General features: G+C 65.9%; 15 protein-coding genes. 12 read left to right on the top strand and 3 right to left on the bottom strand.

The features are described from left to right. Positions 1–23: 23 nt before the first annotated feature. Complete coding sequence (locus GN330_RS01650; protein WP_156710832.1) at positions 24–386, bottom strand: nuclear transport factor 2 family protein; 363 nt, start codon at positions 384–386, stop codon at positions 24–26. 140 nt (positions 387–526) lie between these two features. Here GN330_RS01650 and xylA point away from each other — a divergent pair, with 140 nt between their 5' ends. After that, on the top strand, positions 527–1,840 hold the full coding sequence (xylA, locus tag GN330_RS01645; RefSeq protein WP_156710830.1) for a xylose isomerase: 1,314 nt from the start codon (positions 527–529) through the stop codon (positions 1,838–1,840). A 24-nt stretch (positions 1,841–1,864) separates the two neighbouring features. On the opposite strand, the gene GN330_RS01640 is transcribed toward xylA, so the two are convergent. Next, positions 1,865–2,971 carry a DNA alkylation repair protein gene (locus GN330_RS01640; RefSeq protein WP_156710828.1) on the bottom strand — a complete coding sequence of 369 codons (1,107 nt, stop codon included), beginning with the start codon at positions 2,969–2,971 and terminating at the stop codon, positions 1,865–1,867. 160 nt (positions 2,972–3,131) lie between these two features. Here GN330_RS01640 and uxuA point away from each other — a divergent pair, with 160 nt between their 5' ends. The 8 genes from uxuA (at position 3,132) to GN330_RS01600 (ending at position 13,676) form a co-directional block, all read left to right on the top strand. Continuing rightward, a complete protein-coding gene (uxuA, locus tag GN330_RS01635) occupies positions 3,132–4,343 on the top strand; it encodes a mannonate dehydratase (RefSeq protein ID WP_343040155.1) in 1,212 nt (403 codons plus the stop codon). After that, on the top strand, positions 4,340–5,821 hold the full coding sequence (locus GN330_RS01630) for a mannitol dehydrogenase family protein (protein WP_156710827.1): 1,482 nt from the start codon (positions 4,340–4,342) through the stop codon (positions 5,819–5,821). Before uxuA ends, GN330_RS01630 begins: the two co-directional genes overlap by 4 nt. Then, positions 5,809–6,501: an FCD domain-containing protein gene (locus GN330_RS01625; protein WP_156710825.1), complete on the top strand. Its 693-nt coding sequence runs from the start codon at positions 5,809–5,811 to the stop codon at positions 6,499–6,501. The genes GN330_RS01630 and GN330_RS01625 overlap by 13 nt, the downstream gene beginning before the upstream one ends. Positions 6,502–6,622: 121 nt before the next feature. Then, positions 6,623–7,894, top strand: a complete 1,272-nt coding sequence (locus GN330_RS01620) for an ABC transporter substrate-binding protein (protein WP_156710823.1) — start codon at positions 6,623–6,625, stop codon at positions 7,892–7,894. A gap of 127 nt (positions 7,895–8,021) precedes the next feature. Beyond that, positions 8,022–9,014 (top strand): carbohydrate ABC transporter permease, encoded by a 993-nt coding sequence (locus GN330_RS01615; protein WP_425487148.1) that lies wholly within the window; start codon positions 8,022–8,024, stop codon positions 9,012–9,014. A 3-nt stretch (positions 9,015–9,017) separates the two neighbouring features. Beyond that, positions 9,018–10,064 carry a carbohydrate ABC transporter permease gene (locus tag GN330_RS01610; protein WP_156710822.1) on the top strand — a complete coding sequence of 349 codons (1,047 nt, stop codon included), beginning with the start codon at positions 9,018–9,020 and terminating at the stop codon, positions 10,062–10,064. A gap of 29 nt (positions 10,065–10,093) precedes the next feature. After that, the gene (locus GN330_RS01605) at positions 10,094–11,197 is read left to right on the top strand and encodes an ABC transporter ATP-binding protein (RefSeq protein ID WP_156710821.1); all 1,104 of its coding nucleotides are present in this window, start codon (positions 10,094–10,096) and stop codon (positions 11,195–11,197) included. A gap of 133 nt (positions 11,198–11,330) precedes the next feature. Then, positions 11,331–13,676, top strand: a complete 2,346-nt coding sequence (locus GN330_RS01600; RefSeq protein WP_156710820.1) for a glycoside hydrolase family 31 protein — start codon at positions 11,331–11,333, stop codon at positions 13,674–13,676. A 22-nt stretch (positions 13,677–13,698) separates the two neighbouring features. On the opposite strand, the gene GN330_RS01595 is transcribed toward GN330_RS01600, so the two are convergent. Continuing rightward, on the bottom strand, positions 13,699–14,472 hold the full coding sequence (locus GN330_RS01595) for an IclR family transcriptional regulator domain-containing protein (RefSeq protein ID WP_156710819.1): 774 nt from the start codon (positions 14,470–14,472) through the stop codon (positions 13,699–13,701). Positions 14,473–14,552: 80 nt separating this feature from the next. On the opposite strand from GN330_RS01595, the gene GN330_RS01590 reads away from it, so the two are divergent. From GN330_RS01590 to pcaF, 3 genes are read left to right on the top strand one after another with little or no spacing between them, the layout of a single operon-like run. Next, complete coding sequence (locus GN330_RS01590; RefSeq protein ID WP_156710818.1) at positions 14,553–15,407, top strand: CoA transferase subunit A; 855 nt, start codon at positions 14,553–14,555, stop codon at positions 15,405–15,407. Beyond that, complete coding sequence (locus GN330_RS01585) at positions 15,407–16,219, top strand: CoA-transferase subunit beta (protein ID WP_156710817.1); 813 nt, start codon at positions 15,407–15,409, stop codon at positions 16,217–16,219. The genes GN330_RS01590 and GN330_RS01585 overlap by 1 nt, the downstream gene beginning before the upstream one ends. Further along, positions 16,212–17,420, top strand: a complete 1,209-nt coding sequence (pcaF, locus tag GN330_RS01580; protein WP_156710816.1) for a 3-oxoadipyl-CoA thiolase — start codon at positions 16,212–16,214, stop codon at positions 17,418–17,420. Before GN330_RS01585 ends, pcaF begins: the two co-directional genes overlap by 8 nt.

Raw genomic sequence — 17,420 nt, 5'->3', positions numbered from 1 at the left:
CGCGGGCTCGCGCCTCTGCGGGCCTATTGCGCCGGCACCTTGTCGAGGAAGCCGGTCACGCGGGCAAGGCGCCCGTCGTCGATTTCGCAGATATCTGTCCCTTCGACGAGGGGTTCCGCGCCATCGGGGCCGAGGCCCCAGGAGAAGCGGATTGTATCGGCGAAGCCATCTGGTTCGCCCCTGAGCGCGAAGCGGTAGCCGGCAAACCGGTCCTGCACGCCGGCGATCAGCGCGGCAATACCGTCATGACCTTCGCCAGCCATCAGCGGGTCGCGATAGCTGACTGTCTCGGTAAAGGCGGCCGCGATGCGCGTTGCTCGGTTGGTGGCGTCGGTCGCGTTCCAGGCGGCGATATAGGCGTCGGCAATTTTCTTCAGTTCGGTCATCGGTCAGTTCCTTACGTTGCGAGGTTGACGCGTAACGGTTTGGACCGGACCGCGAATGAAACCAATTACCCGGCAGGTCATAACGGGGCGGTTCAGCAGCTGCGTCGCGCTGCCGCTGCGGGTTCAAGAGGAGCGACGAGATGAGCACCGGATTTTTCGGCGATATCGGCAAGGTGAAATTCGAGGGACCGGACAGCACCAATCCGCTCGCCTATCGCTTCTACGATCCCGACCGGGTGGTGATGGGCAAGCGGCTGGAGGACCATCTGCGCTTCGCGGTCTGCTACTGGCATAATTTCGTCTGGCCGGGCAACGACCCGTTCGGCGGCGATACCTTCGAGCGGCCCTGGTTCCCGGCCGACTCGATGAACCAGGCGCGGCTCAAGGCCGATGTCGCCTTCGAGATGTTCTCGATTCTCGGCGCGCCCTATTTCTGCTTCCACGATCACGACGTGCGGCCGGAAGGCGCCACGCTTGGCGAAAGCGTGGCGCGGCTCGACGAGATCACCGACTACCTGGCCGGCAAGATGGACGAGACCGGGGTGAAGCTGCTCTGGGGGACGGCCAATCTGTTTTCCAACCGGCGCTACATGGCCGGCGCGGCCACCAATCCCGATCCGGACGTGTTCGCCTATGCGGCGGCGACGGTGAAGGCGTGTATCGACGCGACCTTCAAGCTCGGCGGGGAAAACTACGTGCTGTGGGGCGGGCGCGAGGGCTACGAGACGCTGCTCAACACCGACATGCGGCGCGAGCTCGACCAGCTCGGCCGTTTTTTGTCGATGGTGGTCGACTACAAGCACCGGATTGGTTTCAAGGGCGCGATCTTGATCGAGCCGAAGCCGCAGGAGCCGACCAAGCATCAATACGACTACGATGTCGCGACCGTCTACGGGTTCCTGAAACGCTACGGGCTGGAGAACGAGGTCAAGGTCAATATCGAGCAGGGCCACGCCATCCTGGCCGGCCATTCCTTCGAACACGAGCTGGCGCTCGCCAACGCGCTCGGCATTTTCGGCTCGATCGACATGAACCGCAACGACTACCAGTCGGGGTGGGATACCGACCAGTTCCCCAACAATGTGCCGGAAATGGCGCTTGCCTATTACCAGATCCTGCGCGGCGGCGGGTTTGCCAGCGGCGGCACCAATTTCGACGCCAAGCTCCGGCGTCAGTCGCTCGACCCCGCCGACCTGCTGCATGCACATATTGGCGGGATGGATTGCTGCGCGCGCGGGCTTATGGCGGCGGCTGCGATGATCGAGGACGAGGCGCTCGCCGGGCCCCTGGAAGAGCGTTATGCCGGCTGGAACCAGGCCGAGGCGCGCGCGATGCTTGCCGGTGAGCGCACGCTGGAGGCGATCGCCGACCGGGTGGTGAAGGACAGCATTGAGCCGGCCCCGCATTCCGGACGCCAGGAATATCTGGAGAATGTCGTCAACCGCTACGTGTGAGCGCGGGCGCAGCGATGTCGCAGTTCAGCCGGCTGTCAGCGCGAGGTCGAATACCGTCTCGGCGAGCGACCGGCCATTGACCAGAAGCTCGACCCGGTGGCGGCCGGCATGGTGTTTGCGGGTGGTGAAGTCGCGCACCATCCGGACGGCTGCCATCTCGGCGCGGTCGCCGGGCGCGAGTTCGACTTGTTTGAGCTTGAAGACTTTTCGGGACGTTGCGCCACTCTTTTTGACGTAGTGGATCGCATAGTCGACGACGAGGCGCTGGCCGGTGTCGGCGCGCGACACCAGCCGAGCTTCGATCGTGACGGGCGCGCCGAGGACGATCGCGGCCGGCGTGACGGCGAAGCGTTCGACATCGACCACTGGCGCGGCGCCGGCGCCGATCAGGGCGAGGGCGCGATTATTGCCTTGCTTGATCAGCGTGCGCAGGCCGTGCCTGACGATCCAGGCCGTGCGGGGGTCGTCGCGCGGCCATGTCTGGAGCAGATCCAGCACCCAGTCGGGATGGTCCTTGGCGATGTCGTTCAAATGGTTGGCGACGGATTTGCGCACATAGAGGCTCGGATCGGCCTTCAGTGTGTCGAGGATCGCGGCGACGGGCGCCGGATCGGCGATCAGCGCCTTGATCTGGAAAGACCAGGGAAGGCGCGGCCGGCAGCCCTCGCTGGCGAGGCGACGCACATGCTCGTTTGGATCGTGCGCCCATTGCGCCATCACCGCCAGCGTCCGGTGCAAATCGCGGTCGAGAAACGGCCGGACGGCATATTCAGATGAGCCGTAGCGGGTCAGTTCCTTCAGAGCGGTCACCGACGACTCGAAGCGGTCGGCGCCATGGAGCGCGACATAGTCCGACAGGGCGATCGCGACGAACGGATGGCCGGCGTCGGGCGCGAAGGCCTGGAGAAGCCGAACGTTCTCCTCGAAGCCGCCTGGCAGGGCAGCATGCAGGCTGGTGGCGATTCGGCGCACACGCTGCATGATGCCGAGCGCGTCGAGCCCGTCTGTGACGTGGGCGATGAAGCTGTCGGCGGCGAAGTCCGGGCACAACGCCGCCATGCGTTGCGCGATCCCGTGCATGCGCTCGCGGTCGAGAATGTCCTTGAGCAGTGGCGGGCTGGGTTCCGTCATCGGTGTCGGCATGTCCTTGGAGGTGGTTTTCGGTCTCTCTTAGCATGAACACCCGACAGGTTCTGTCAGGAGAGGCCGAGCCTATGCAATGCGGCCGAATCGCGGCTTGATCCGTAGGCGATAAACTGGGATACTAGTGTACCAAAAAGGAGGCAGGCGCGTGCGTCAAGCGTGGCGCTGGTTCGGTCCACACGACAAGGTTTCGCTGGCGGATGTCCGTCAGGCGGGGGCGGCCTGCGTCGTGACGGCGCTGCACCACATTCCGGCCGGGGCGGTCTGGCACGCCGAGGAGATCGAGGCGCGCCAGCGCGAGGTGGCGTTCCATCCCGACGGAAGCATGACCCATCTCGCCTGGGAGGTGGTGGAAAGCCTGCCGGTTTCGGAGGCGATCAAGACGCAGACGGGCGACTGGCGCGCCGATCTCGTTCACTACAAGCGCAGCCTGGAAAACCTGGCCCGGGCCGGCATCTCGACGATCTGCTACAATTTCATGCCGGTGCTCGACTGGACCCGCACCGAACTTGCCTGGCCGCTCGAAAATGGCGGCACGACGATGCGGTTCGACCTTGCCGATTTCGCGGCGTTCGACATCAATGTGCTGAAGCGCCGGGGTGCTGCCGTCGACTATGATGCCCAGACCGTGGAGACCGCGAAGGCGCGGTTCGGCGCGCTCGACGAGGCCGGTGCGGAGCGTCTGGCCGCCAACATCACCGCCGGACTACCTGGCGCGGTCGAGCACTGGTCGCTGGAGGAGCTTTCGCATCAGCTCACGCTTTATACCGGGATCGACGCCGCGCGGCTGCGGCAGAACCTGATCGATTTTCTGTCGGAGGTGGCGCCGCTGGCGCAGCGGCTCGGGCTACGGCTGTGCTGTCATCCCGACGACCCGCCGTTCCCGTTGCTCGGCCTGCCGCGGGTGATGTCGACCGAGGCGGATTACCGCGTCGTTCTCGATGCGGTCGACCTGCCCGCCAACGGCGTGACCTTCTGCGCGGGGTCGCTGGGCGCGCGGCCCGACAACAACCTGCCTGCGATGGCGGCCCGGCTCGGTCCGCGCATCCATTTCACCCATCTGCGCAACGTGCGGCGCGACGCCGAGACGGTGCCGTGCTCCTTCCTCGAGGACGGACACCTCGCCGGCCAGACCGATATGGTGGCGGTCGTCGCGGCGCTGCTTGCCGAGGAGAGCCGACGTCGCAAGGAGGGGCGGGCGGACGCCGAGATCCCGATGCGGCCCGATCACGGCCAGGAAATCCTCGACGACCTTACGCGCGGCGCGCAGCCGGGCTATCCGGCGATCGGGCGTCTCAAAGGGCTGGCGGAACTCCGTGGTGTGATGGCCGCCCTCGACTGGGACCAGGGTGGCGCATGAGCGCGCGGCTGACCACACTTGACGATCTTCCGGCCACGGTCCGCATGCCGGGCTTCGAGCGCCGGGAGCGCGGCGCGGGCATCGTCCATCTCGGCGTCGGGGCCTTCCACCGCGCCCACCAGGCGGTCTATACCGACGACGCGCTGGCCCGCTCGGGCGGTGAGTGGATGATTACCGGCGTCAGCCTGCGTTCGTGCGATGTCGCCGATTCGATCAATCCGCAATCGGGTCTTTATACCGTGCTGGTGCGCGCGGGCGAGGGGATTTCGGCGCGTGTCGTCGGGTCGATCGCCACGGTGCTGGCCGCGCCGCGCGAACCCGCCCAGGTGCTCGACGCGTTGGCCGCGCCGTCGACCCGCATCGTCAGCCTAACCGTCACCGAAAAGGGTTATGGCTTCGATCCCGCGAGCGGAGGGCTCGACCGCACCCGGCCGGAGATTATCGCCGATCTTGCCACGCCAGCACGGCCAACCAGCGTCGTCGGCTATCTGGTCGCCGGGCTCGTCCGGCGGCGGGCGCGCGGCGCGCCGGGCCTGACCGTGCTGTCCTGCGACAACCTGCCGGACAATGGCGGTCTGGTACGGCGGCTGGTGCTCGAGTTCGTGCGGGAGCTGGACCGGGACCTGGCCGACTGGATCGCCGAGACGGTGCGGTTTCCCTCGACCATGGTCGACCGCATCACGCCGGCCACGAGCGACGAAACCCTGGCCGAGGCGGAGCGGGCGACGGGGCGCGTGGACAAGGCCGCGGTGGAGACCGAACCATTTTCGCAATGGGTGATCGAGGACGATTTCGCTGCCGGTCGTCCCGATTGGGAAGCCGGCGGGGCTTTGTTCGTGGCATCGGTCGCGCCCTACGAAAAGATGAAGTTGCGCATGCTCAACGGCGCGCATTCGATGATCGCCTATGCCGGTTTTCTCGCCGGCCACGTGCATGTGCGCGACGCGATGGCGCACGGTGCGATGCGAGTGCTGGTCGAACGGCATTTGCGCGATGCCGCGCGCACGCTGGAGCCGGTTCCCGGGATCGTGTTGCCCGACTATGCCGCGCGGCTGATGGAACGCTTCGCCAATCCCGCGATCGCGCACCGCACGGAGCAGATTGCCATGGACGGCACGCAGAAACTGCCGCAGCGTATTTTCGAGCCGGCGCTCGCGGCGTATGAGGCGGGCTGGCCGCTCGACAGTTTTGCCTTCGCCACGGCGATGTGGCTCCGCTTCGTTCTCGGCCGCACCGAAGATGGCCGGGCCTATGCGCTGCGCGACCCGCGCGCGGCGGCGCTGGCGGCGGCGACCGACGGCAAAAGCGGCGATGCCGGCGGGCTCGTCGATGCCGTCTTCGAGCTCGACGGGCTCATGCCGGGGCGGCTGGCGCAGGCCCGCCCCTTTCGCGACGCGGTCGAGACCAGGCTGGTGCGCATCCTCGAAAAAGGAGTCGACGCGGCGATCGCGCGGGAGGCGATGCCGTGCCGCGTGTGAAACATGTCCCGCACGGCTTCGATCTCGCCGCGGCGCTGGCCGGCATCGAGATCGATCGCGCGCAGCCGATCGCAAGGCAGCTCTATCTGGCCCTGCGCCAGCGCATCGTCGACAGCCGGCTTCCCGCCGGAACGCCGATCCACGAGAGCGATATCGCAGCCTTGTGTCTGGTCTCGCGCACACCCTTGCGCGCCGCCCTGCAGCAACTCGCCAGCGAGGGGCTGGTCGTGACCCGTCCGCAGGTCGGCTCGATCGTGGCCGAGCGCGACCGCACCCGGTTTCTGGAGGCGCTTTTCATCCGCGCGGCGATCGAAGGCCGGATCGCGCGGCGGCTGGCGCAGACCGGCGTGGACGAAAAACGACTGGCGCCGGTCCTGGCGCGCCAGGAAGCGGCGGCCCGCGTCGACGACTACGTCTCTTTTTTCGAGGCCGACGAACTGTTTCACGAAGTGCTGGCCGACATGGCGGGGGTGCCCGGCGCCTGGCAGCTTGCCCAGACGGTCAAGGCGCATGTCGATCGCGAGCGCTTCATCTTGATGTCATCCATCCACGGCCGCTCACAGCGCGCCTTCGACGATCATATGCGTATACTGGCGGCGATCCGCTCCCGGGATGCCGATCGAGCGGAGGCCGAAATGGTCGGCCATATCGAGACGGTCCTGAACGCGTCGGGACCTTGACAGCGGCACGGGGTAGGTGCTCAGATTGTATCTTATATAAGATATAAGAGTACAATCTCGACGCATCGCGGCATGCGACCCCGACCGTCCAACTCAGCGTGCATCGATCAGGGAGGAAGTCATGAAATCGAGACATCTGCTTTCCGGAATTGCCTTCGCGGCGCTTGTCGCGGCGTCGTCCGCCTCGGCGGCCGAACTGCGCTTCGCCTGCTATCAGGACGGCGTGGAATGCGACGCCTGGGCCGAACAGTTCAAGGCGTTCGAGGCCGAAAATCCCGGCACGACCGTCGCCGTCGACGTTGTGCCCTACAAGTCGATCGTGGAGAGCCTGCCGCTGCAACTCGCCTCGGGCGAAGGCCCGGATCTCGCCCGCGTGACCGATCTCGGCGGACTGGCCAAATATATGCTCGACGTGACGCCCTATGTGGCCGACGCCGCCAAGCTGGAAGAGCAATACGGCAAGACGCTCGCCTGGACCCGGGTCAACGGGCCGGACGACAAGGGCATCTACGCCATCATGGACCAGCAGACCGCGACCGGCCCCTTCGTCAACAAGACGCTGTTCGATCAGGCCGGCGTCGACATGCCGGGCGAGGGCGCGACCTATGAGGAGTGGGCGGCGGCGGCCAAAAAGGTGGCCGAGGCGACCCAGACCCCCTATCCGATGGCGCTCGACCGCTCGGGCCACCGCTACGCCGGACCGGCGATCTCCTACGGGGCGGCGCTGTTCGACGAAAATGGCGATCCGATCACGGTCGATGACGGGTTCCGCGCCTTTTCCGAGCAGTTCGTTGCCTGGAATGAGGACGGCACCGTGGCCAAGGAAGTGTGGGCCGGCGCAGGCGGCGCGACCTATCAGGATGCCGCCAAGGAGTTTACCAACGGTTCGCTGGTGATGTATCTGTCCGGCTCCTGGCAGATCGGCCGTTTCGGCCGCGATATCGGTGACGCCTTCGACTGGCTGGCCGTGCCGGCGCCGTGCGGTCCGGGCGGTTGCACAGGCATTCCCGGTGGGGCGGCGATCGCCGCCTTCAAGCATACCAAGGCGCCGGAGGAACTCGGCAAGCTGCTCGATTTCATCGCGCGCGAGGACGTGCAGGCCAAGGTGCTGGCCAAGACCAAGAACATTCCCGCCAACCAGGCGCTGCAGGTCAAGGGCATCGACTACGAAAACGCCACCGATGCCGAAAAGGCGGCCCTGACCGCGTTCGGCAACGCGCTTGCCGGTTTCTCGCCGGTCGCCTTCCAGTTCCAGGGTTACAAGAACAACCGCGCGATCATGAACGCCACGGTGACCCGCATCACCCAGGCGATCGTCGGTGAACTGTCCTTGGACGAAGCGCTGGACCGTATCGACGCCGACGTGAAGGAAGCGGTCGCGGCTGCCCAGTAACCCGATCGCACGGCCCGTTCGCCGACCTTTGCCCCGTCTTGGGTGAGGCCGGCGACGGAACGCCCTGTCCGCCCGGAAAAACGGGCGGGCGGCGGCGCCCAAGAACCCATGCCACGAGGCGTACGCGATGCTCGCACCTGTGACGACGGCAGCATCCTACCTCTACCGGGCAGCCTTCGAGCTGTTCGAACGACCGATGCTGGCCATTCAAAAGATGACCGGCGCGCAGAAGATCGCGTGGGTGTTCCTGCTGCCCAATCTCCTGATTTTCGGCCTGTTCACTTTTCTGCCGATCTTCCTGAACTTCTTCTACGCCACCTCCGGCAGCGACCGCATCCTCTTGTCCGAGCGGCCTTATGTCGGGCTGGAGAATTTTTCCTCGCTGCTTGCCTGCGAAAACTATCTCGACCCCAATAGCTGCCAGCGCGACATCTTCTGGCGCGCCGTGCACAATACGAGCTGGTTTGTGGTGCTGCAGGTCGGGTTCATGATCCTGTTTTCGCTGGTCACGGCGCTGATCTTGAACCGCAACATTCCGCTGCGCGGCTTTTTCCGCAGCGTGTTCTTCTATCCGGTGCTGTTGTCGCCCGTCGTGGTGGCGCTGATCTGGAAATGGGTGCTGCAGCGCTATGGCGTGCTCAATGCCGGGCTTGAGGCGCAAGGCCTGCCGATCGTCAACTGGCTGGTCGAGGCCGACTGGGCGTTTTTCTGGATCGTGTTCGTCTCGATCTGGGCGCATATGGGCTTTTACACGCTGATCCTGCTTGCCGGGCTGCAGGCGATACCGGCCGATGTCTACGAGGCGGCGGAAATGGATGGCGCGTCGAAATGGCGGGTGTTTTCGAAGATCACCATGCCGCTTCTGATGCCGACCATGGTGGTGGTGCTGGTGCTGTCGCTGATCCGCGCCGTGCAGGCCTTCGACGAGATCTTCGTTCTGACCGGCGGCGGCCCCGGCTCGGCGACGCTGTTGCTTTTGCAGTTCATCTACGAGACCGGCTTCGCCTTCCGGCCGCAGCTTTACGGTCTGGCGGCTGCGGCCTCGCTGCTGATGGCGGCGGTACTGATGGTGCTGACGCTGTTGCAATTGCGCGCCGCGCGCGGCCGCGGGGAGGACTAGGCGATGTTGCGCTCCTTCCTGACACGCACGCGCGGCCGCGGCCGGCTCGACCTCACCGACTGGCTGACCTTCGGCTATCTGGCGCTCGCCGTCGTCCTGATGTTCGGGCCGGTCGCCTGGATGGCGCTGTCGTCGTTCAAGACCGAATCCGCGTTGCAGGAATATCCGCCCTCGCTGCTGCCGCTGGCGCCGATCCATGTCGAGGTCGAGGGTTACGACGAGCCGTTGCAGCTTTTTCGGGTGACGGGCGGCGAGCACGAAGGCAAGCTTCTGGCGCAGGTGCGTCGCATCGGGCTGATGAGCCAGATGGTCGACCCGCAAAATCCGGGCGAGCGGTTGCAGGTCAACATCAACGACCGCGTGCCGGAGCGCGAGTTCGCGCTGGCGGTGGAAAACTATTCCGCCCTGTTCGAGCGGTTCAATTTCGCGCTCTATTTCTGGAACTCGGTCTTCATCACCGTGATCGCAACGGTCATCACCATCCTGTTCAATTCGATGGCGGCGTTCGCGCTGTCGAAATACCGGTTCCGGGGGCGGACCTTCGTCTTCATCCTGATCATCGCCACGCTGATGATCCCGCCGACGATCAATCTCGTGCCGATCTATCTCGTGGTTTCGGAACTGGGCATGGTCAATTCGCCGTGGGGGGTGATCTGGCCGGCAGTGGCGACGCCGACCGGGGTCTTTCTGCTGCGCCAATATATGCTGACTATCCCCGACGATCTGCTGGATGCCGCGCGCATGGACCATGCGTCCGAATGGCGGGTTTATTGGCGCATCGTGCTGCCGCTATCGGCGCCGGCGCTCGCCGTTCTGGTGATCTTTTCGGTGATGTGGCGCTGGAACGATTTTCTGTGGCCGCTGATCGTGCTGACCCGATCCGAGCAGTTCACGCTGCAGCTTGCACTGAATTCCTTCCAGGGCGACCTGCAGACCAGCTGGTCGAACTTGCTGGCGATGACGGTGCTGACCCTGCTGCCGATCACGATCGTGTTTGCCTTCCTGCAGAAATACATCACCACCGGCATCGCCCAGTCCGGGGTGAAATGATGCCGACGGCCGGGAAAGAGGTGTGAACGATGGCGGTTCTCCAACTTGACGGGCTGATCAAGGATTACGGCGACGTCCGCGCCATTCACGGCGTCGATCTGACGATCGACAATGGCGAATTCTGCGTCTTCGTCGGCCCGTCAGGATGCGGGAAATCCACGCTGCTGCGCATGATCGCCGGGCTGGAAGAGATTTCCGGCGGCGAGTTGCGCATCGACGGGGAACGCGTCAACGAGCAGCGGGCGTCGGAACGCGGTCTGGCGATGGTGTTTCAGACTTATGCGCTCTACCCGCATATGACAGTGCGCCAGAACCTGGCCTTCGGGCTGGAGAATATTCGCACGCCCAAACCGGAGATCGCGCGTCGCGTCGAGGCGGCGGCGACCATGCTGCAGATCGGCCCCTATCTCGAGCGGCGCCCAAAACAACTTTCGGGCGGGCAACGGCAACGCGTCGCGATCGGGCGGGCGGTGGTGCGCGAGCCGCGCGTGTTCCTGTTCGACGAGCCGCTGTCCAATCTCGACGCCGAATTGCGGGTCACCATGCGCGGCGAGATCGCCGGGCTGCATCGCCGGCTCGGCAACACGATGATCTATGTCACCCACGACCAGGTCGAGGCGATGACGATGGCCGACAAGATCGTGGTTTTGCGCGACGGGCGCATCGAACAGGCCGGCACGCCGCTGGAGCTCTACAACCAGCCGGCCAACAGCTTCGTCGCCGGCTTCATCGGCTCGCCGCGGATGAATTTCGTCGACGTCACCGTGCGCGAGATCCGCGCTGACGGGGTGATGGTGTCGGACGCGGCCGGCAACGACTACCGGGCCGCGGTGAACGCCGACGGGCTGAAGCCGGGCGATGCGGCCGAGCTCGGCATCCGGCCCGATCATCTGATTGTCGGCGATGCGGCCGGCCATGCGGTCACCGTGCAGTCGGTCGAGCAGCTCGGCGGCGAGTCCTATCTTTATTGCGAGACCGGCGCGGGAACGCCGCTGACCGTGCATCTGGCCGGCCAGACCGGGATCCGGCGCGGCGAGACCACCCATGTCGTGTTCAGGCCGGACTATACCCACCTGTTTCGCAAGTCGGACGGCCTCGGCATGAAACGGCTGGTGGTCGGAGAAGCGGTGTGATGGGCAGCGTTGCGCCCTGTCGCGCAGGCGGGGCGATGCCTGCGCGCCGCCAAAGCGGAGAGGCCGGCAAGCACCGTCGCCGCCGCCCGTAGCGCCCGTTCGGGCTTTCCTTCACCCAGGATATGTTTGCGCCATGAGTTTTCTCACCACGACCGGGCCCGCCCTTGCGACCGCCTCGGGTCTCGTCGCTCCGCTCGATGCCGGGTTTTCGCTGCGCGTGGAGGCCTTGTCGGACTGGCTGCTGCGGATCGCCGTCATTCCCGAGAACGGGTTTGCCGTCGACCGCACCTGGATGATCGCGCCCGGCGGCGACGTGCCCTGGCCGGGGCGAAACCGACTGTCCGTCGAAGGCTTCGCGCCGCTCGAAGCGCGTCATGAGGCGCAAAGCGAAACGACGTATTTCGGGCGGGACTGGCGTGTCGTCGTCCAGCCGGCACCGCTTGCGCTGACGGTCGAACGGCGCGTGGCCGAGGAATGGCAGCGCGTCGTTGCCGATCGCCCGACCGGCGCCTATCAATGGTTTGCCGGGCGCGGCGTCTTTCGCCATGTCCAGACGCGGTCTCCCGACGAAAGCCATTACGGTCTCGGCGACAAGACCGGCCCGCTCGACCGGACCGGGCGCCGGCTCAGATGCCTGCAGACGGATTCGCTCGGCTACAATGCCGAGACCTCCGACCCGCTCTACAAACATGTTCCATTCGTGATCGCCGAGAAGCCGGGCGGCGCGGCGGCGGGACTGCTCTACGATACGCTCGCCGAGGCGACCTTCGACCTGGGTGCCGAACATTCAAACTACCACCCGCACTACCGGCATGTGGATCTGCAGGAGAAGGGCATGGTGGTGTACGTCGTCGCCGGCCCGAAAGTGCGCGACATCGTTCCCAGGCTGATGGCGCTGACCGGCCAGCCACATTTTCCGCCGCGCTGGTCGATGGGCTTCGCCTTCACCACCATGCATCACGCCGACGCGCCCGACGCGCAGGCCGTCATCACCGGGTTCGCCGAACGCTGCCGCGCGGATGCTATCCCAATCAGCGCCATCCATTGCGGCTCGGGCTACACGACGCGCGCTGACGGACGGCGCTACGTCTTCACCTGGAACGCGCAGAAATTTCCCGACCGCGACGGCTTCTTCGCAAGTCTCGGCGCGCTGGGGTTCCGCACGGCGGCCAATGTGAAGCCGGTATTGCTGACCGAACACCCGGCCTATCCGAGGGCGGCGGGCGAGGGCTGGTTCGTGCGGCGCAGCGACGGCCAGCCCGCCGTCGAGATGTTCTGGGGCGGCGACGGCTCGAGCCTCGACTTCACCAACCCCGCGACCGTCGCGTGGTGGAAGGCCGGCATCACCGCGCAGGTTCTGGACGCCGGCTTCGGCGCCGGCTGGAACGACAACAACGAGTGCGAATTGTGGGACGAGACCGCCACTGTCGACGGATTCGGGCATCGCCTGCCGGCGATCGACATGCGGCCGGTGCATGCGCTGTTGATGACACGCGCAACCTTCGAGGCGACGCGCGAGCACCGGCCGGTCGAACGCCCCTACACGATCAGCCGGGCCGGGCCGATCGGGATCGCGCGTTACGGCGAAACCTGGACCGGCGACAATCGCACGAGCTGGCATACGCTTAAATGGAACCTGCGCCAGGGCCTGTCGATGAGCCTGTCGGGCATGCCGTTCACCGGCCACGATATTGGCGGTTTCGACGGGCCGCGGCCCGGTCCCGAGCTTCTGGTGCGTTTCGTGGAGATGATGTCGCTGCATCCGCGCGCGGTGATGAATTCATGGAAGCCGCAGCTCGACGATCCGGCGACGCTGCCGTGGATGCACGCCGAGGCGACGGACGCGGTGCGCCAGGCGCTGAGGTTGCGCTACCGGTTCCTGCCTTATCTCTACCACCTCGCCCACGCCGCCCACCGCGACGGCACGCCGTTGATAACACCCCTGTTTTATCATTTCGACGAGCTGGAATGCAGGGCCGAGGCGGACTCATTCATGCTCGGGCCGGACGTCCTGGTCGCGCCGGTGGTCGAGGAAGGCGCGCGGGCGGTGGATGTCTATCTGCCGAGGGTCGAGGGCGGCTGGCACGAATTGCACCGCGAGACGGTTCATGCCGGTGGGCGGCGAGTCTCTATCGATGCGCCGCTCGGCCGGCTGCCGGTGCTGGTGCGCTCGGGCGCGATCCTGCCGCTTGCAATCGACTGGCCGGACCACGCGCCGCACGATTTCGCCCGGGTCGATCTGACCCTGTTCGCCGGTTCCGGCGAGGGTGCTACGGAACGGGCGCTGTTCTTCGACGACGGGCTCGGCTGGGGCTATCGCGACCGCGACGCCTCGCTGTTGTCGTGCCGGGGCACCTGGGATCGCGACCATGTCCGCGTGGCAGTCGAGGAAAAATGGAGCGGCAGGGGCCGGCCGGAACTCGGCTTTGTCGGGCGCGGATTGGACGGGCGGCGCCTGGAGGTCGAGACCGCGCTCTGAACGCCGATGTGCGGCAAGCGGCCTACTGAACCGCAAAAAAGTCGCGGATCTTGGTCGTCGCGTCGTTGAGCGCGGGCAGAACTTCGCTTTTCAGCTCGGCGACCGAAAGCCGGGCGGTCTGGGTCGAAACGTTGATTGCTGCGACGATAGCGCCGTTGCCGTCGCGCACGGGAACGGCGATCGAGCGCAGTCCCGGCTCGAGCTCCTCGTCGATGAGCGCATAACCCTCGTCTTTGGCGGCACGGATAAGTGCGGCGAGCGCCTTCGGGTCGGTCCGGGTTTTCGGCGTCAGCGGCTTGAGCTCGGCGCCGGCCAGGAACCGGTCGAGTTCGTCGTCGGGCAGGCCGGACAGCAAGACCCGGCCCATCGAGGTGCAAAAGGCGGGCAGGCGGGTGCCGACCTGCAGGCCGACGCTGAGAATATGGCGGCCGGGCACGCGCGCGACATAGACCACGTTTTCGCCCGACAGCACGGCGGCCGAGCAGGCTTCGCCGAAACGCTGCGAAACGGCGCGCATGAAGGGTTCGGCGAACGACCACAGCGACGCGTTGCCGAGCCAGGTGCGCGCGACCGAGATCAGCCGAGAGGACAGTCGGAAGGTACGGCCATCCTGGGTGGCGTAACCGGCGGCCACCAGCGTGTGCAGGAAGCGGCGCGCGCCGGCACGGGTGATGCCGGCCTTTTCGGCCATCTCGGTCAATGTCATGCCGGCCGGATGCGCGGCCAGGATTTCCATCACCGCCAGACCGCGCCCCAGCGAACCGACGAGGTCGCGCGACTGGGGGTCCGAGAGCATTGACTCAGGCGAGGCATCCATATATCCAGTATCGCATACAAAACTAAGGTTCGCAATACGAACTTTACTGAGGATACGACATGGCGACTTTTATGCCTTTGAAGCAGGCGGTGGCCGACAATCTGCGTGACGGCGATACTGCCGCATTTGAAGGCTTTACGCACCTTATTCCGACCGCTGCCGCGCACGAGGCGATCCGGCAGGGGATCAAGGACCTGACTTTGGTACGCATGACGCCCGACGTCGTCTACGACCAGATGATCGGCATGGGTTTGGCCAAGAAGCTTGTGTTTTCCTACGCCGGCAACCCCGGTGTCGGGTTGCTGCGGCGGATGCGCGACGCGGTCGAGAACGCCTATCCGCGCCCGATCGAGCTGGAAGAGCATTCGCATGCGGCGATGGCCAATGCTTACGAGGCCGGCGCGGCCGGGCTGCCCTGCGCGGTCTTTCGCGGATATCTCGGTGCCGAGCTCGCCCGCGTCAATGCCAACATCAAACAGGTGACCTGTCCGTTTTCCGGCGAGGTGCTGGCCGCGGTTCCGGCGGTGCGGCCCGATGCGACGTTCATCCACGCCCAGAAGGCCGACCGTAAGGGAAATGTCCTGATCGAAGGCATTATCGGCATCCAGAAGGAAGCGGTGCTGGCGGCCAAGCGCGCGGTGGTGACGGTCGAGGAGGTGGTGGAGGATTTTTCCGACCTGCATCCAAACCTGACCATCCTACCCCATTGGGCGATCACCGCGGTCTCGGTGGTGCCAGGCGGCGCGCATCCGTCTTATACGCATGGCTACTATCCGCGCGACAACGCCACCTATCTGGAATGGGACAAGATCGCCGCCGACCGCGAGCTGTTTCGGGCGTGGATGGACGAAAACGTAATCAAGGCGACGCCGGAGGATTTCGCCGCCCGTGTCGCAACGCTGGGGGCGGTGTGATGAGCGACCGAGGTTTCACTCCCAACGAGATGATGACAATCGCGGCGAGCCGCGCGCTGAAGGGCGATGACGTCTGCTTCGTGGGCATCGGCGCGCCGTCGGCCGCCTGCAACGTGGCGCGCCTCACCCATGCGCCGGACATCACGCTGATCTACGAATCGGGCACGATCGGAACCGCGCCCGACGTGCTGCCGCTGTCGATCGGTGACGGGGAATTGTGCGAGACGGCGGTGACGACGGTCTCGGTGCCGGAGATGTTCCGCTACTGGCTGCAGGGCGGGCGCATCACCATCGGCTTCCTGGGCGCGGCCCAGCTCGACCGGTTCGGCAATATCAACACCACGGTGATCGGCGACTACGACAATCCCAAGACCCGGCTTCCCGGGGGCGGCGGCGCGCCGGAGATCGCGAGCTCGGCGCAGAAAATCTACGTCACCATGGCCCAGTCGAAGCGCGGCATGGTCGACAAGATCGACTTCTACACTTCCTTCGGCCATGGCGAGGGTGGCGACCATCGCAAGCGCATCGGCATCGACACGGAGGGCCCGGCGCTGCTGATCACCGATCTGGCGATCTGGGAACCCGACCCGGAGACCAAGGAGTTCACCGTCGTCTCGCTGCATCCCGGCGTCAGCCGCGAGCAGGTGCAGGAAACCTGCGGCTGGACAGTAAAATTCGCCGACGGGGTTGACGAGACGCCCGCGCCGACCGCACTGGAACTGAAAACGTTGCGCGACCTCAAGGCGCGCACCGAGGCGGCCCACAAGGGCGCGGCCGGTTCCGGCGCGAAGAAAGGATCGAAAGATGGCTGAAGCCTTTATCTGCGACTATATCCGCACGCCCATCGGCCGCTTCGGCGGGGCACTTTCGCCCGTGCGTGCCGACGATCTCGGCGCGGCTCCGATCCGCGCGCTGATCGAGCGCAATGGCGGAGTCGACTGGCAGGCGATCGGCGACGTGTTTTACGGTTGCGCCAACCAGGCCGGCGAGGACAACCGCAACGTGGCCCGCATGGCCTCGCTTCTGGCCGGCCTGCCGATCGACGTGCCGGGCTCGACCGTTAATCGGCTGTGCGGCTCGGGCATGGACGCCGTCACCATCGCGGCGCGCGCGATCAAGGCCGGCGAGGCGGAGATCATGATCGCCGGCGGCGTCGAATCGATGTCGCGCGCGCCCTTCGTCATGCCGAAGGCGGCGACTGCTTTCTCCCGCAATGCGGAAATCTACGACACGACCATCGGCTGGCGTTTCATCAACCCTTTGATGAAAAAGCAGTACGGGGTCGATTCCATGCCGGAGACCGGCGAAAACGTCGCCGAGGCGTTCAACGTGGCGCGCGCCGACCAGGATGCGTTCGCCGTGCGCAGCCAGGCCAAGGCCGTCGCCGCGCAGGAAAACGGCCGGCTGGCCAAGGAGATCGTTCCCGTGACGATTCCCCAGCGCAAGGGCGATCCGGTCGTGGTCGACAAGGATGAGCATCCGCGCGCCGGCACCACGGTGGAGACGCTGGCCAAGCTGGGCACGCCGTTCAAGAAGGAAGGCGGCACGGTGACGGCCGGCAACGCCTCCGGCGTCAATGACGGCGCGGCGGCGCTGATCGTGGCCTCCGAAGCGGCGGCAAGAAAATACGGACTGACGCCGATCGCCCGTATCCTCGGCGGTGCGACCGCCGGCGTGCCGCCGCGCATCATGGGCATCGGCCCGGCGCCCGCGACCAAGAAGCTGTGCGCGCGGCTCGGCCTTCAGCCCGCCGATTTCGATGTAATCGAACTCAACGAAGCCTTTGCCTCCCAAGGCATCGCCGTGCTCCGCGATCTCGGTATTGCCGAGGACGCGGAGCACGTGAACCCGAACGGGGGGGCGATCGCGCTCGGCCACCCGCTCGGCATGTCGGGGGCCCGGATCACCGGCACGGCGGCGCTGGAGCTTCGCGAACGCAACGCCAAGCTGGCGCTGGCGACGATGTGCATCGGCGTCGGCCAGGGCATCGCGATCGCGCTCGAGCGGGTGTGA

The organism is Nitratireductor arenosus (genome assembly GCF_009742725.1).
GTDB classification, from domain to species: domain Bacteria; phylum Pseudomonadota; class Alphaproteobacteria; order Rhizobiales; family Rhizobiaceae; genus Mangrovimarina; species Mangrovimarina arenosa.
This window is presented reverse-complemented; position numbering and strand designations above follow the sequence as displayed.